This is a genomic window from Pseudoalteromonas sp. THAF3 (genome assembly GCF_009363775.1).
In the GTDB taxonomy this organism is placed as follows: domain Bacteria; phylum Pseudomonadota; class Gammaproteobacteria; order Enterobacterales; family Alteromonadaceae; genus Pseudoalteromonas; species Pseudoalteromonas ruthenica.
The window spans coordinates 57,327-72,603 of sequence record NZ_CP045419.1; the positions used below are offsets into that span (position 1 = coordinate 57,327).

14 protein-coding genes and 1 pseudogene are annotated in these 15,277 nt (G+C 42.6%); 3 read left to right on the forward strand and 12 right to left on the reverse strand.

Annotated features, from left to right (window positions below):
• Positions 1 to 60 precede the first annotated feature (60 nt).
• Positions 61 to 2,124, forward strand: a complete 2,064-nt coding sequence (locus FIU82_RS15405) for a winged helix-turn-helix domain-containing protein (protein WP_152441526.1) — start codon at positions 61 to 63, stop codon at positions 2,122 to 2,124.
• Positions 2,125 to 2,168: 44 nt separating this feature from the next.
• On the opposite strand, the gene FIU82_RS15410 is transcribed toward FIU82_RS15405, so the two are convergent.
• Positions 2,169 to 4,358, reverse strand: coding sequence for a DUF5916 domain-containing protein (locus tag FIU82_RS15410; RefSeq protein WP_216651834.1), 2,190 nt, complete (start codon positions 4,356 to 4,358; stop codon positions 2,169 to 2,171).
• A 269-nt stretch (positions 4,359 to 4,627) separates the two neighbouring features.
• On the opposite strand from FIU82_RS15410, the gene FIU82_RS15415 reads away from it, so the two are divergent.
• Entirely contained in the window at positions 4,628 to 5,086 is a 459-nt protein-coding gene (locus tag FIU82_RS15415) for a lysozyme inhibitor LprI family protein (RefSeq protein WP_152441527.1), read from the forward strand.
• 204 nt (positions 5,087 to 5,290) lie between these two features.
• Here the strand turns inward: FIU82_RS15415 and FIU82_RS15420 are convergent, their stop codons facing one another.
• The 7 genes from FIU82_RS15420 to FIU82_RS15450 form a co-directional block, all read right to left on the reverse strand.
• Positions 5,291 to 5,770 (reverse strand): hypothetical protein, encoded by a 480-nt coding sequence (locus tag FIU82_RS15420; RefSeq protein ID WP_152441528.1) that lies wholly within the window; start codon positions 5,768 to 5,770, stop codon positions 5,291 to 5,293.
• Positions 5,771 to 5,802: 32 nt separating this feature from the next.
• Entirely contained in the window at positions 5,803 to 6,840 is a 1,038-nt protein-coding gene (locus FIU82_RS15425) for a hypothetical protein (RefSeq protein ID WP_152441529.1), read from the reverse strand.
• A 198-nt stretch (positions 6,841 to 7,038) separates the two neighbouring features.
• Positions 7,039 to 7,611 (reverse strand): hypothetical protein, encoded by a 573-nt coding sequence (locus FIU82_RS15430; RefSeq protein ID WP_152441530.1) that lies wholly within the window; start codon positions 7,609 to 7,611, stop codon positions 7,039 to 7,041.
• A 99-nt stretch (positions 7,612 to 7,710) separates the two neighbouring features.
• On the reverse strand, positions 7,711 to 8,166 hold the full coding sequence (locus FIU82_RS15435) for an energy transducer TonB (protein WP_152441531.1): 456 nt from the start codon (positions 8,164 to 8,166) through the stop codon (positions 7,711 to 7,713).
• A gap of 247 nt (positions 8,167 to 8,413) precedes the next feature.
• Entirely contained in the window at positions 8,414 to 9,307 is an 894-nt protein-coding gene (locus tag FIU82_RS15440; protein ID WP_367648287.1) for an acyl-CoA desaturase, read from the reverse strand.
• A gap of 193 nt (positions 9,308 to 9,500) precedes the next feature.
• A complete protein-coding gene (locus FIU82_RS15445) occupies positions 9,501 to 10,127 on the reverse strand; it encodes a hypothetical protein (RefSeq protein ID WP_045978943.1) in 627 nt (208 codons plus the stop codon).
• Between the two features lie 88 nt (positions 10,128 to 10,215).
• Positions 10,216 to 10,683 (reverse strand): hypothetical protein, encoded by a 468-nt coding sequence (locus tag FIU82_RS15450; protein ID WP_152441533.1) that lies wholly within the window; start codon positions 10,681 to 10,683, stop codon positions 10,216 to 10,218.
• A 181-nt stretch (positions 10,684 to 10,864) separates the two neighbouring features.
• Here FIU82_RS15450 and FIU82_RS15455 point away from each other — a divergent pair.
• Positions 10,865 to 11,908 (forward strand): annotated as a pseudogene (locus FIU82_RS15455) (IS110 family transposase).
• 480 nt (positions 11,909 to 12,388) lie between these two features.
• Here the strand turns inward: FIU82_RS15455 and FIU82_RS15460 are convergent.
• From FIU82_RS15460 to FIU82_RS15475, 4 genes are all read right to left on the reverse strand, one after another.
• A complete protein-coding gene (locus FIU82_RS15460) occupies positions 12,389 to 12,628 on the reverse strand; it encodes a hypothetical protein (RefSeq protein WP_152441534.1) in 240 nt (79 codons plus the stop codon).
• Between the two features lie 48 nt (positions 12,629 to 12,676).
• Positions 12,677 to 13,576, reverse strand: coding sequence for an IS3 family transposase (locus FIU82_RS15465; protein WP_152440531.1), 900 nt, complete (start codon positions 13,574 to 13,576; stop codon positions 12,677 to 12,679).
• Positions 13,531 to 13,842: a transposase gene (locus tag FIU82_RS15470; RefSeq protein ID WP_216651825.1), complete on the reverse strand. Its 312-nt coding sequence runs from the start codon at positions 13,840 to 13,842 to the stop codon at positions 13,531 to 13,533. The genes FIU82_RS15465 and FIU82_RS15470 overlap by 46 nt, the downstream gene beginning before the upstream one ends.
• A gap of 784 nt (positions 13,843 to 14,626) precedes the next feature.
• Positions 14,627 to 15,157, reverse strand: coding sequence for a hypothetical protein (locus FIU82_RS15475; RefSeq protein WP_152441535.1), 531 nt, complete (start codon positions 15,155 to 15,157; stop codon positions 14,627 to 14,629).
• Positions 15,158 to 15,277: the final 120 nt, after the last annotated feature.

Here is a 15,277-nt window from a genome sequence, read left to right on the forward strand (position 1 = left end):
TGCATTGAACCGCCTTCCTTATAGACTAGGGAGCAATAAAAAGAACAATTCGAGCCATCAATGGAATGTATTTTCTTTGGCGAGTATCGGTTTGATACCAGCACCCATGAATTAAAGAACCAAGCATATTCCGTTTCCTTAGACCCAAGAATGGTTGCGCTGTTGCGGTTTTTTCTTGCCAACCCAAATAGAATTATTAGCCGAGACGAATTGCAACAAGCCATCTGGCAGGGGGTGATAGTCACCGACAACGCTATTAATAAGCTTATTGCCAGCTTGCGAAAAACATTGGCCGATGATCCTAAATCGCCGCGTTATATTCAAACTGTGCCAAAGCAGGGCTACCGCTTTATTGCCACTGTACACACTCAAGATAGTCTCAACACAAACGTGCATGTGGATGAAATTAACACCAACACCCAGCCCAAAAGCCGCAACCTTGCCGTTAAAGCTGCGTTGCCCGTACTAATTTGTGCGGTGGTTGTATTGTTGTTACTTTGGCAAAATGGAGGGAATGGCGGCCTAAATTACGGTGAAAATACCGTACTAACCCGCGTTGATGGGGCTAAAAGAAGCCTAGTGGTGGCGCCAAAAGGGAACACTGTAACCTTTATCAATAATACCTATGCCAATGGTAATGAGTTATGGCATAAGCGCTTGGACAACAACAATGACGATGTTGGTGCGGTTATTGAAAGTAAAGATTATTACTTTGACTCCCTTATTGCTCAAACCGCCAACGCACTGATTGTTAAAGGCTACTACCAAGACCAATGCGGCTGGTTCAAGGTGCCGTTTAGTCGTGAAAGTGCAGCACTGACTGCACCAAGTGCACAAATACTTGATTGCGAGAGCTTAATATCGCACCGATACTCTTTTGATACACAAACCGAGTCGGTTTGGCTGCTTGGTCATGCCCGCAACCATGAGCATAGAAATAGGCTCTATCGAATTAATCTGAACCAAGGCCTTGAGCCGGTGGCAGTTGAGTTGCCCGAGCAATGGCAGTTAGTTGATCTTGATTTAAAGCCCGGAGCCAAAAATTTGTTATTGGTTGCCAATAATAGTGAAGGGCAAAGTCGACTTTACCAGGTTGACCTTGCTACTGGGGCGGCAGAGCCTTTGATTGATGTTGCGCAGCAGTTGAATCAAGCTATTTGGGGCCATGCGCAGCATCAGTTTATTTATGTTTCCGCATCAAAACCCGCACAACTACAAATGCTGAATATTCAAAGCGGTGAGTCTCAGGTAATCGCCAGTTTAGGCGATAGACTATGTTGTGCGCTGGCGCGCCACCCCAATGAGAAAGATTACATCTACTCAACCTACGATAAAAACATAGATATTCGCTGGCAAAACTCTGGATTTGAGCTGGACAACAGTAATGGCAATGAGCGATTGCCGGCATTCGCTCACACTCAACCCGGTATTTACTTTGTTTCCAATCGTGCTGGCAGCGACCATATTTATTTTCAGGCCCCAGGACAAAGAGCACAGCAAATAGTGCCTATGTCCGAGCATATGGTATTAAATGAGCTGGCGGTTTCACCAGACGATAGGCTGGCCGTAGTTAATCATGATAATCGTCAGCTCTGGCTGGTGGATATTGTAGAGCACGGTATAGCCAAACGAGCACACATAGATGGCTATGGCTTTGCACTGTCTTGGCTTAACCCGACGTTGTTTTCTTTAACAGTGAAGAATCAGCACCAGCGCCGAGTGAGGATTTACAACCGACAGATGCAGTTATTGGCTGAGCTAGACGCTCCTTGGGTACGCATTCTCGTCGATAACAGCGAGCCACAATTTGCTTACCTCATAAATCAAAGCAATGAGTTGTATCGTTTTTCCTTTTCCGAGATTCTTGATGGCCGGCTGCCCGAGGCTGAGCCGATAGGAGAAGTGGCAAGCTATTCAAATGCCATTATTGATAATGGGGTGTTGTATTTAAATAACCATAAAGAGGCGCAGCTTTCCTCCTACAAGATAAATTCAACCTCTTTGCAGCTGTTAACTCAGCAACCGCTTAATGCTTACTATGGCTTTGATGTTGAAAATGGGCAAATTGTCTATGGTGGTACGCGTGCGTTTAGCAGTGATCTGTATACAACACACGCGCGATAACAGGTTATGGCTTAAAAAGGGGGGGAGCTGTTAGCTTCGTGGCGCTACCATCTGTAGGTGTAGGCCATTTTTATAGCGGTTTCGTCAAACACTTGCTCCCGTTGGTGCCAGCCCTGCTGCAAATCGTAGCCCCGGTTAAGACTAAGCAAGTACACGGCGTCTGGCGATGGCTCATAACGCACTCGACTGAAAACCGAAAAACTGTCAGCTTGGGTGTTATGCTGCAGCAGATTATTCCACGACCATTCAGTGTTAAAGGCGATATTCACGCGTAATTGAGTGTTGAAGAGCTTATCAGCGGCGGTGTCGGTATCGTAGTAATACATATCGCGGCTCAGTTCCAAATACAAATGCCTATTCGGGCGGTAATTAAGGGTGGTGCTGACTCGTTCAAAGTCGGCATCGTAAAACATCCCTTTTGCGAGTCTGGCGGTGACGTAAAAAGGTTTACTGTTCGCTGTTCTAAAATAGAGCTCATTGTGGCTGTAGTTATACTCTCCGGCTGTGAAGGTCAATTTATCGGTAAAGTTAAATGGTCGCTCGAGTACTTTTTGATAGCGGTTGTGACTGAGAAAAAAGAAGTTATCACCTTTGGTTTCAACCTGAAGCGGCCTTATAAATACGCTTTGCCCTTGGCGATGCCCCTCAGTGTTCTCCCTTAGATAATAAAAACCAGTGAACTGATAATAATTAATATGCTGAGCTAACCAACCCGATTTCGGCCGTATCCGATAATGACTCACGCTCTCGTAGTAGCGTAAATCTCTGCGATTCACAAACCCCAAAGCAGGGTTAAAGTCTTTACCTATATATTGAAAGCGCCCGCGTAAATAAAAAGCGTCGTTTAGCAGCCTCAGCGAGGCACCATATGATGCTTTATCAGCATCGTTAGGCTGCACTTTATCTGCCAGCTCCGCTTGCTGGTAGAAGGCATGGGCAACTAGAGGATAGTCATTAAACAGCGTACTTTGGTAGCGGTAATCGGCACCTACTAGGGTTCTATCCCCCGAATCATCTGGGCTGCCATGAGTGAGAATGGCGCCAAGCTGATGCGCAGGGGCAACTTGATGAGTTAATCGCGCTACACTTAGTTGCGTTTGTTGTGCTTGCGAAGTATCGCTATCTTGATTGACGCTTAATACCCCCAAACGAGTGTCGCCGATTTGACCTGTGAGCTTGGTCCCCCAATTGATATCCAGTAAGTTCGACTCTTTACCTTGTCCGATGCGCCGGGAGTAAAACGCCATACCGTTCGCGTAGTTATCATCCATACCGCCAAAGCGAAAGATCTGACTATCCTGCAAGAAAAAATCGCGCTTTTCAGTAAAATATTGGCTAAAGCGCGTGGTATTAAGCGGCACTTCGTCTACTTCTGTGCCGGAAAAATCGGTGTTGAGGGTTAACATTCCTGAGAGGCTTGGGGTCAGTTTATAGAGTAGATCTAATGATGGCGCTAAGTTGCTCTCACTTTGGTTACGTTTATAGGCCAAGCTCGGCTTTGCTTCAATTCCAAGCCCTTGCTTTAAGCCCGTTAAACCGCTAATGGGCGCCAATTGATTGGTATGCCAGGCATAATTGCTGGGGTTGTTGAGGTTCCAGTACACCTGAGTGTTCGGGCTCGCAACCCTATGGCGAAGCTGTAGCCCCCAGTTTTCGGCATCTTTTTCAAATGAGATGGACTGCATGGGAATAGCAATTTCCACATACCAACTTTGTGCCTCAATGCTGGTTTTGGCATACCAAAGGGTCTTCCACTCGCCAATATAGCGGGTGCCATCGACTAGGCCGTCTTCTTTTACACCGGAGGGGGTGACATGAAAAAGGTAGGCATCAGATTTATCGAAGTTGGTATCTAACACCAAACCGAAGTAATCTTCATGCCACATGTACTCACCTTGAGTGAGCACCCTGTCAGTGAGAGTTTGCTCAGGCTGGCTGATCTTCGCCGCTACGTAAAAGAACTCGCTATCGTAGCTGATATAAGCTTGTACCGGATAATCGAGGCGCTCGCCTATATTTGGGCGAAAAACGACAAAGTCCTCTATGCGTTTTGCATCTCGCCACTCACCTGGAGCGAATTTGCCATCGATTTTGGGTTTATTTTTTAAGTTGGGAATGGGCGTATCGGTTTGGGTGAATTGTTGCCACTTTGCCTGTACTGGCGCACCTATTAAGCAAATAAATAATATGAGTAACTTAACAAAGTAGCGTTGAATGATTAGAGCATCTTTCATCTTTTTTTCTCGTTGTAAAACACCTCTGGATGATGCGCGAATGAGCGCAAATAAAAGTGATAAAGACGAGAAATTAAGTGACAAAGTTGTGATTAAAGGTGATAAAGCAATGCCTAACAGGCTGAATATAAGTGTTTTTTATAAGAAAGCTTTATAAAAAGTAGAGATTGCTTTAAAAGCCGAGTATCAATATCAAGGGAAGTTAACCGTGGCTTGAGAAGCACAAGATAGGCACAATGGTAAAGCTACAGTAAAGGAGTTTATGCAAAGTGATAAAAACCAAAAAAGGAATAGTTTATAAATTTGTTCTGGCATTTTGGCTGTTTATGGGGGTTGTAAAGGCACATGCAATCGATAATCCGGATGCACCAGACTTAATTGGAGAATTTGTAAAACGCGAGGCTAGCTATTTGTTAGCGATTGAAGACCCTAAAAATAGTACAAGTGACTATCTTGTTGCCTATAACCATTACCTGAACTTTTTGAATAAAGAGCTTGAGAAAGCTGCGCAAGAAATGACGTCTAAATTGCCAGATAATAGACGTTCAGAGTTGATAGCTGCGCAGTTGAACTGGGTAAAGTATCGTGATGCGGAATTTGAGTTTATTAAGAATACTTGGAACCGTAAAAGTTTTGGTAGCTCTGCAGCGATTTCTCGTGGTGATTATCGGGCAAGTATAGTTAGAGACCGTATTTTTCAATTGTTGCATTACACAAAGAACTTCTGAGCACAGGTACTGTAAAGCGGATGATATTTTAGATACTTGCGAGCACTGAGTCATAAGGGGTGAGTAGGGCGATAAAAGCCGAGCGTAGCAATAACTTTTCGGTAAAGGTAAAGCCATTTTTCGGCTTCCCAAGTGCGCGAATCGTAACCCAATACTCTCCACAAGCTTAATACCCTTCTGCCAAAGGGAGCCTACACTTTGCACCTATGGGAGTTCATGGTCAAAGTCTTCTTTTTCAATAGTCCTAGGCAATAGAGCCGTATTAATGCCAAACAAACTATCATCAAAGTCAGTGCAAGCAGTTTTAACTTGGACTTTATCCCCATTGAGCACCATCACTCCTGCGGATTCTGATTTGCTCCAGAGGGTATCGTTGATCCGATATGAGTTACACATAACATCATAAACAACGTAACTGGTATTTCCGGTTTTAAACCTTACCCTACTAACAGCCCCTCCGGAGCAAGCCGCGCTACTGAAAATAGGAGAACTCAATTGGCGTTCAATGTTATCCCGAGTTCCAAAAAGGTACTTAACTGAGCCAGTAGAGGTTAAGCACACAGAAATGTTTTTTGCCCCTACCTCACAAGAAAAGACTATTTTATCGTCATATTCGCAGAGGTTTTTTCCAAATGCGGGAAGGCAAATGATTGATGAAACAATTAATAAAGTTACAGATTTCACTATTCGCTCCTTTGCCTTCACACTTTCATTAGTTATTTTGTAAATTTAAACTGAACTGATTTAATGTCGACCCACATGGACTCTCCTTCGGTTAAATCTGTGGTTGCATCATCAATGACCATTTCAGGGTAAAGGCTAGGTTGAGTAAAACCTTGCTCTGGAAGGAAATCTCTATGGATCTTACTTGACCAGTTCCAAGGTCCGTCTTGCCAACCTTCTAACACTTCGGGCTCAGGTTGTGGATAACTAAGGTATGTACTTACCTGCACAGGAGTATCCTCACTTATGTGAGCCAACAAGGAACTTTGGTTAGTATCAAAATTTAAAATTAAGCTGTTACCTGTTTGAGTTAACTGCACAGTATTATTATCTTCGTTACTATCAGTGGTGGGCTGTATAGAACCTGTCTGGTGCTGTGGTAAGAGAGTCCAAATTTTACTCCCTAATTCAGCAATCGAAATTTCATGGTTATCTGTATAGTCATCCGCTCCCTTGTAGTGCTTGACGTTTATAGAGATATCACCAGAGTCCAACACACCATTTTTATTGATATCAAAATTAATTCCATAGTCATATTCGACATACCCATATTTTTGGGCATCTCGGTTAATCGTTATGTAAGAGGGTAAATATGAGAGTTCTAGCTTGACCTCAACATTTTCTACACCGTAGAAATTTTCACACCCAGGGTATGGATTAAAGGAATTAGCTTTTGAAAAAGAGAGCATATATCCATCTTCTTCGATAATTAAATCCGAACCTTGTAACTGAAAATTAGATGTTGCCCGTTCGCCTGACTGTATGTCAGTTGCAGTTAATGATGATTCAGTACTGCTATTTACCTGAAATAGCCCAGATTCATAACAACCCCGCTCTTCATCTAAGGCAAAGGTTGTTATAGAGTCTTTTGAAATAGCCACGTGAACCAACGGACCAGTTGACCATACTCCGTAAAATTTACTATCTAATGGTACGTCTACTGTTTCTTGTTGTTCAGCTTTATCGCTTGAACCACCACAACCGGCTAGTACCGCACAAAATATGATTGAAAGGGAATGATTTTTAACCACAATATATCCTTATCTTTTTGAAATAACTGCTAAATGACAGCGTTAAATTTGACATGATGTACCGACGCTTCTTTTTGGGGAATCGTTCGTTGACGATACTTGCGCTTTGCACCGGGTCGGTAGGTAATTGTTCCTGTGAGTTTACGAGTGAACGTTAGAGTTTGTTATTTTTTCCAGGTGTCTTGTTCATTTTTGCAGCTACATAATAGACCCACAAAAAATAATGAAACCAAGTCTAAACCAACGCCAAAACCTAAATGACTCCCCCCATAATAAATGAAGTGAGGGGTCAAATAATGAAGCTTTCAGTGATATTCCATCTTGTAAAACAACCGCTAGGTATCCAAGGCCTGAATATGAGTAATAGATGAAGCCCAAATTCAATGACAGCAACTGAGCAACTTGGTTGAACAAAGACAAATGAAACCCTGACTTTTTCCTCTTTAGCAGCAAATAACCCGCTAACCCATTGAGTATTGAGGCCGCTAGGAGGATTGCGACATTCAATAATGTCACTTGCTCAAATAAACTAGCAGCACCAACATATAAAAACCCGATGCAAGTGATGACTTGAAGCCAAGCAAGAATGTTTAAGCGGCTATGTACTGTGATATGGAACTTGTCTTCTTCGTTTTGCTGGTATTGTTCTACTTCTTCTTTTCTTACTTCCAATTCATTAAGCAGTTTTTGATATCTATCGGGGTAGGCATGCTTATCAATGTTGCTTAAACTTTCTTGTAATTCTGGGATGGGGTAACTTGAATAGTCCACTTATTCTCCTGAAAAATAACGTCCTGTTAATAATGAAAATATAGTTGGCTAATATAAGAAGCAAAGCCAACTGTATTTTATCCTAGAAGATGGTTAGGGTTATTGCTTATGCGGGAATCCACATTGCTTCTCTGCTTCAGCTTTATTTTTAGAACTACTAACCATAAAGTCCAACTTGATTGTAGTTAGTACTGGCGCTTTATCAGTATTTTTATCTGAAGCTGACCACTGCCAATTATTTAATGCTGCTGCTGCATGCTTTTCAAATACCCCTTCAGGGTATGACTTTTTGACTTTATAACCTCCCGCCTTCCCGTTTTCCTTGATGCCTACAACAAGCTCTACGCAGCCAGATAGACCTTCCTTAGCAGCACCAACTGGGTATTTGGGGTCTTGTCTTTTTTCTAATACCCAATACTCATTAACTAATTCCTTTTTATCGTCTGAGGTCAAATCAATATACTGAATTTGCTCTTTAGGAGAAGTAGGGGGAGTCGTTGATACACATGATACCAAAAAAAAGCTAAAAATTGATAATGTAACTGTTTTTCTCATTGCTAAGTCCTTATGGCACTAACGTCCTGTTAATAATAAAAAATTTGATTGGCCAGAATAAGCGACGAAGGAGTAAAGTCAATAGTATTTTGTGCTTTTTTAAAAAGCTTGCTGGATAAAACTTTACCACTGATGTCAGAAAAATGAGTTACTTTATTACTGTCAATAAGCGTCCAACCTGTTGATTATCGATCATATAAATTGACTAGCTAGATGTCTAGCAGTTTGGGTAAGTCCTAGCCGCTTGTTAAGTGTTTCTTCTGATGAATTTTGCAATTTTACACTCTTCAGGAACACGCTCTATTCGATGATCAAGGTCTGTAGCTTCTGTGACTAACTCTGAACGATGAGGTAATTCCTTTGGTAGCTTAATGTTTTTAACGACCCCTAGATTATGAAGAGCGTTTAATACCCACCAACCTGGGTCCGGTTCATCTTTGTATAAACCAAGCATAGCTGAGCCGGGGTATGCGTGATGATTGTTGTGCCACGCCTCACCCATTGATAGAAAACCGGCAATACGAATATTGTGTCCCTGAACAGCCGCACCTTCGACTGCCCAAGTTCGTTGCCCGTGGTTATGAGCAAAGTAACCAATAAGCCAATGACCACCGACAGAGATGACAACCCGTACAGAAATACCCCATACTAGCCACGGTAAACCACCCAATAGATATAGAGGAATTGCGAAGACTAACTGTTGAAGCAACCAATATTTTTCAATAAAAAGGTAGAACCTATTCTTTGACACTTTATCTTCGATCGTAAGCTCAGGTGGATATTTCAAATTGAGGTCACAGTTGAGCTGCCACCAACCATCTTTAACTATTTTTGATCCATGCAATAAGAAATCATGGCATTTTTTCTGGCGTTGCGCCCAATCTCTTAAGTCGTGCTGCTTCATCATTCCAATTGGCCCAGCCATACCAACTAACACACCTAAGTAGACAAATAAATATTCCATCCATTTTGGACATTCATAAGATCGGTGAATTAGCAATCTATGCATTCCCAGAGAATGTCCAAAGCAGAGTGTTACAGCAGTCAACGAGACAAATACGATAAGAGCTGAAAATGAAAATACGAAAGGAGCGATGCATAACGCAGCGAGTAGATTTGAAAGAAACCAAATTGATTTCAAAGGGCTCCATACTACGTCACCCTCAAATGCGCTTTCCGGTCTTTCTGAATTGACTCTTTCAGTATTTCGCATAACTCCCCAGATACAGTTAACGCTTTGCTAAGGGGCAATTACCAGTAGGCTATACTTGCGCGAAGCGCCAAGCCGACTGGTAATTGTCCCAGTGAGTTTACGAACGAATTTCAGCAACTTATTATGCATACTTTCTTTCAAAATCAGAGATTTTGATGAAGGTGTATTGCTCTATAAATATTGCCAAGTGACCAAGGTTGGCGAAAGTGTTTTTAAATGAATCTTCACTATCACCATTAAGTCGAGTGATTCTTACAACGTACTCATCATCTTCCATTGAAACCTTTATTAGAGCTTTAGATGAACCGTGCTCTTTTTCCAACTCCAACTCTGACTTATTGTTAGCCATCAAGTCACTTAGGATTCTTCCCTTCAGGTTTTCCTCTGTATTCAACCAATAGCTCTGTTCTCCCTTACTGTACTGGTATAAGCAATAAACCAGAGGAATACTGATTACCAAGCCAATTATGGCTTCTATTGCTTGTTGCCCTCCAACAGCTAAAGTACCGATAAGAAACGTCACAATTGTTCCAAAACAAAGCAGATAGAAGAATCGCCGCCAAATGACAGCGGTCCATATCTTCTTGCCGAAGGTATAACCCCATAGCCCTGTCAAATAAATTGCTGAAAATACTGTACTTACAAGTGTTGACAGGGAAAACTCGCCGAGTGACATCATTCCAAATATGCTTAGTAGTATTAACGCTAAAAATATAACCCCATAAACAATCAAAAGTGCTTTCTTCAATTGTTACTCCCTGTATGCATAACGCCCGGCTTTTGCGGAGACCTGTTTTTTAGGCCGGAGCAAATACAGGTCGACAAACAGCCTTTTGTTATGCGCTTTTAATAAATTTAAAACCAACAACTCGCTCCCAACCACCTAATTTTTTTAAATGGGCCTCCAAGAGGGCACCGGCCGGAGCTGAACCTTTCAAAACAATCACCTCCCCATTCGAGGCAGTATATACAGACGAAGAAAAAGCGAGGCACAAAGACTCACACCTAAAAGCATTTTGCCGCTTAACTTCGGGAAACGGACCAGGACCGCTAAATATTTCGTGGATTGATTCGAATTTAAACTCTGATTTAAAAATCCAGTCCTTATCTGCACAAAAATAAGACCAGCCATCCATCTCGCTAAAATCTGTTTCTACGGCACCCAAAACTTTTGCACTGTATTCAATAGCTTTGGCGACTTCCTCCGCATCCACATCAGGGGTAGGGAAATACATTTCAGGGCGCATCCTTACATGAGCTTCCCAATCTATGGGCTTAATGTCATCTGCCGTATATTTCTTCATACTCGATTACGCATAACGCCTTACTAATGGGCGCATAAATGTTTGGCCAAAATTAGCGAAGAAGGAGCGCAAGCCAAGCGTTTTGCGTCCTTTTGAGTAACTTGATACTTATTGAACCTTCTCCCCGAAGTTTAGCGAAATACTAAACTTCAAGGCGACCAAACCAAAAGGAGAAAGCTCAATGAAATTTTATACCAAATTACATGATTTTTACTGTGGTATCGACTTACATGCTCGAATTCTTTATGTCTGTATCTTGAATGACAAGGGTGAAAAGGTTGTTCATAAAAAGATAAAGGCAGATAAACAAACATTATTGTCACTCATTGAGCCCTACATAGGGCAAGTAGTCATTGGCGTAGAGTGTATGCATTGTTGGTATTGGGTTAGTGACTTCTGCAAAGAACTTGATGTTGATTTCGTGCTCGGTCACGCTCTTTACATGAAAGCCATTCACGGTGGTAAAGCCAAAAACGACAAAATTGATTCTTATAAAATCGCCAGTTTGCTAAGCGGTGGCAACTTTCCTCTTGCTTATGATTATCCAAGTGAGATGAGAGCGACTCGTGATTTACTGCGTCGACGAACCAAGCTTGTTCAGCATGGTGCTCAGCTTAAAGCGCATATCGTTAACACGAACAGCCAATATAATTATCCCGCGCTAGAGTTGCACATGAAAAACAAATGTGTGCGGGAAGAATTCAGAACGCGTTATGACGACCCCGTTGTTCAACGTAATATCAATTTCGACTTAGCCATCCTCGATAGCTACGCTCAAGAACTAAAATACCTTGAATGTTTTCTTGGGCGCAAAGCACAACAACATCGCCCTGACTATTACGCTCAATTGCGAACGGTACCAGGCATCGGGCTCATATTAGCGATGACCATACTTTATGAAATTGGCGACATAGAGCGCTTTGAGTCAGTCCAAAAGTTTGCTTCCTATTCCCGCTTAGTTAAATGCAAAGCTGAATCAGCAGGTAAAACCTACGGCACAAGTGGTAATAAAATTGGCAACGGTCATTTAAAATGGGCGTTCAGTGAAGCCGCTATTCTCTATTTACGAGGTAACGACAAAGCAAGACGTTATCTAAACAAACTATAAAAGCGCATGAGCAAAGCCAAAGCGTTATCCGCCTTGGCCCATAAACTCGGCCGCGCTGTTTACTTCATGTTAAAGAATAAAACGGTTTTCGATGATGAACGGTTTTTAAGCGCCTAAGTCGCACGATGGGGTGAGCTGAACGCCTAACTAGATAAGCAAGAACTATCGCGCGTTATTTGTGACGTATATGCCACAAAGCATGATATGGCAGGTAAATATAGTCGCCGTATAAGCTACTTGCGCTTGATTAGACACCCCATTGGTGCGCATTAACAATGAGCAAAATTGTTTACACCTTAGTTGAGCCTGAAACTAACTGGAGCCACGAGCCAACTGACTTGAATAGTGCCTTCTTAAGGTTAACCGATGAATGTCTAGTGCCCCTAACCACCATAAGGAATGACAGAGTTAGGCAGTGATGAGATCACAATAAGAGAGCCTCTATATGTGTTTGCCGTAAGCAATTTATTTAACGGCCACAATGACAGAGCGAAGTAGATTATTTTGCTAATTGAAAAACAGTTAGCTGCCTATCGGCAGCTAAAAAAGATTCTATTGTTTATTTGACGGAAGAAGGTTCATATGTGTTAGGTAACCTTATTCACCAAGCCCCTTTAAGGCAACTTCAAAATGCTCTGATTTCATAAGTGTATCTACTTGTTCTTTGGCAGGAGGTGTAATGTTTGGATACTCAGTTTCGAGGTAATCTACTATTTCCTCCGATGACCAAGGGCCAAGTGAGGTGACGTAATCAAAGAAGTCGTTTTGAACTTCTCGGAACGATTGGTAATCCTGTTTAGTAAGAACCACTTCCTTCTCAGTTATGACAATATGCACCTATATTCCCTCGGTTACTGGTCTTCCCCATCAAAAGTAGACAGGTTATTACGCAAACCGTTGTTCATACTCCAGCGGGCTGAGATAGCCTAACGCTGAGTGACGTCGTTTGCGGTTATAAAATATTTCAATGTATTCAAACATACAGGATTTAACGTGTTGTATCGAGTGGAATTTCTCGGCATAAACCAGCTCAACTTTGAGACGACTGAAGAAGGATTCCATCACCGCATTATCCCAGCAATTGCTCTTTCGGCTCATGCTGATTATCGCACCTGATGAACGCACTAAATCCTGATAGGCCACCGCACGGTACTGCACGCCTCTATCTGAGTGAAGCATCAAACCTGGTTTAACCTCCCTGCGGGCCAGTGCCATGTTGAAAGCATCTGAAATCAGCTTGACCGTCATCGACGTGTCTAATGCCCAACCGACAATCGCCCTTGAGAACAGGTCCATCACAGCGGCCAGGTAAAGCCACTGGCCGCGAACACGGATATAAGTGATATCTGATACCCATTTCCTGTTGGCACGCTCTGTGATGAACTGCTGGGCAAGCACATTCCCTTCTACATTCGAGTTTGAATAGCTGCTGCGACTGTAACGGAACGCTTTGCCATTTCTTGCCTTGAGAGCCAGCTCTTGCATGATTTTAGCGACCGTATTGAGGCTACATCGAACACCGCTGGCATTGAGTTCATAGGTTAGTCTGGGCGCGCCGTAGCGTGCCTTAAAGACCTCATAAGCCTCTTTCACATGATGGGCCAACTCAGCATGTTTCTGTGCTTTATTGCTCGGCTTTCGGTTCAAGTAACGATAAAAGCCAGAGCGTGAGACTTTCAATGCTCTGCACATCAAGGTGATCCGGAACTGGCCTACATACTGCGCAATCAGCGCGTACTTTACTCCTGGCTTTTCGCAAAGTACGCGGCTGCCTTTTTTAAGAATTCATTTTCCTCTTTCAGGTCGTGTAGCTCGCGCTTGAGACGGCGCAGTTCCTCACTTTCATGTTTCGAGTAATCAACGCCTTGAACGGTATTAAATTGCTTGTCGGAAAGACGGTTGAATTGCCTACGCCAGTTATAAATTTGCTGGGCGCTGATCCCCAGCTCTTCGGCGACGGATTTGTTGGTATTTCCGGGTTGCTCCGCCCTTCGAACCGCTTCGCGACGAAACTCTTCGGTATAGGCCTGGGTTCTTTTCTTTTTAGTCATGAGACACCTCTTTTCTAACTATAGAAGGTGTCTACTTTTTTTGGGTAAGTCCTTTACCTAACGCCGCGTTAAGTGGTGAGCAACGCTACCACCTGACCTAAAGCATTGTGCCGTAAACACTAAATTCAAAGCAAACCAAAAATGCCAAGCGTTGGGAATCCGTCTTAAACGCTTTGTTAGGGCGTTGGCTCAAAGGTAACGCTAACTTTTAGTAACTTCGATACTTCACGTAAAAGCCTATTATTTTCTGACGCAAGATCTCGTGCTTTCCCGTTGAAGTCCGGACTTTTATAAAACTCTTGCGATGTCGGTCTCATATTGTGTGACACTACGTTTAAGTTGTGACAAGCACTCAAAAGGTCCTTCTTTGATGGTAGTCTGTAAATACACTTCAGTATTCGGTATCCCATTATCAATTCACACTCAGCAAGCAGAAGTGCAGATTGCTTTGAGATTGCATTTGAAATTTCTTCTGAAGCTGAAGCATTTGAAATTTTAGGCATGTTTTCAAGAATTACGATACTCGTTAACACAATTTGCTTTTTAAACTCTTTTGCAGGTTCAATAGCTAACTTTAAGATCAAGTTTTGGAGTACAAAAATAAGTACACCAGACATCACTGCAGAAAAAACGCCAAACCAAAATCCACTTTAAGTCCTCTAGAAATTGATAATTGAAATACTTTCGAGCGCCCTAACGCCTTGCTAAGGGGAAACCGAAACGCAGTGTAGGTTGCCCCGCGGAGGCCACTCTTTTTGTGGCCGGAGTGTACTTAAGCAACTTGTTACGTTGCACTGGCACGAGCTTGATGATTAAAAAATAGCACAAATTTTCTTGCCGTTGTTACCTTGCCGTAGTAAGGATTACTTTCGTAGTCCTCAAGGCTTCGTCTAGTTCGTTGCGCAATTTCCTCAACCAATTCCAGATCGAGCTCATCTTCGTCAAGCATCAGTGTATCGAACAAACCATCAGAAGCCTTTATAGGAACATTTTCCTTAGTTGGTAGCGCCGCTTGCAGCTGCTCATAGACCGCTCGGATAATCCAAGTATCTACGACCTTTGGATCAAACTCCCTGGCAAATTCACAGATAGACAAACCGCTACGTTCTCTACATAAATTTTGAAAGTGCCTCTCTACTTTAGGCTGATCTATAGCGCTCCAAACTATTACTAACAAAGCTATTCCTGCAATCACTAGCAGATACCAAGGCTGATAAATCACGATTGCCACCGCTATTGCGAAAAAGGCAATTAGCATCGGTTTACTTGCCTTTTTAGGTTCGTACTTGGGCATGAATCGTGATGCTTGCTTCATTCTTCACCTTTCACCTTGCAACGTAACAGTGTATTAGCGTGCATTTCGGGTTAAGCCAGAAACTTAAATAATGAACACTTAGTTGCACACTTAATATTTGTCCATAAATTCATAAAGTTA

What these genes read in the sequence shown, in the direction of transcription:
- FIU82_RS15405 (WP_152441526.1), top strand. Translation starts at nt 61, where the DNA reads ATGGAATGTATTTTCTTTGGCGAGTATCGGTTTGATACCAGCACCCAT.
- FIU82_RS15410 (WP_216651834.1), bottom strand. Translation starts at nt 4,358, where the DNA reads ATGAAAGATGCTCTAATCATTCAACGCTACTTTGTTAAGTTACTCATA.
- FIU82_RS15435 (WP_152441531.1), bottom strand. Translation starts at nt 8,166, where the DNA reads ATGAGAAAAACAGTTACATTATCAATTTTTAGCTTTTTTTTGGTATCA.
- FIU82_RS15450 (WP_152441533.1), bottom strand. Translation starts at nt 10,683, where the DNA reads ATGAAGAAATATACGGCAGATGACATTAAGCCCATAGATTGGGAAGCT.
- FIU82_RS15470 (WP_216651825.1), bottom strand. Translation starts at nt 13,842, where the DNA reads ATGACTAAAAAGAAAAGAACCCAGGCCTATACCGAAGAGTTTCGTCGC.
- FIU82_RS15475 (WP_152441535.1), bottom strand. Translation starts at nt 15,157, where the DNA reads ATGAAGCAAGCATCACGATTCATGCCCAAGTACGAACCTAAAAAGGCA.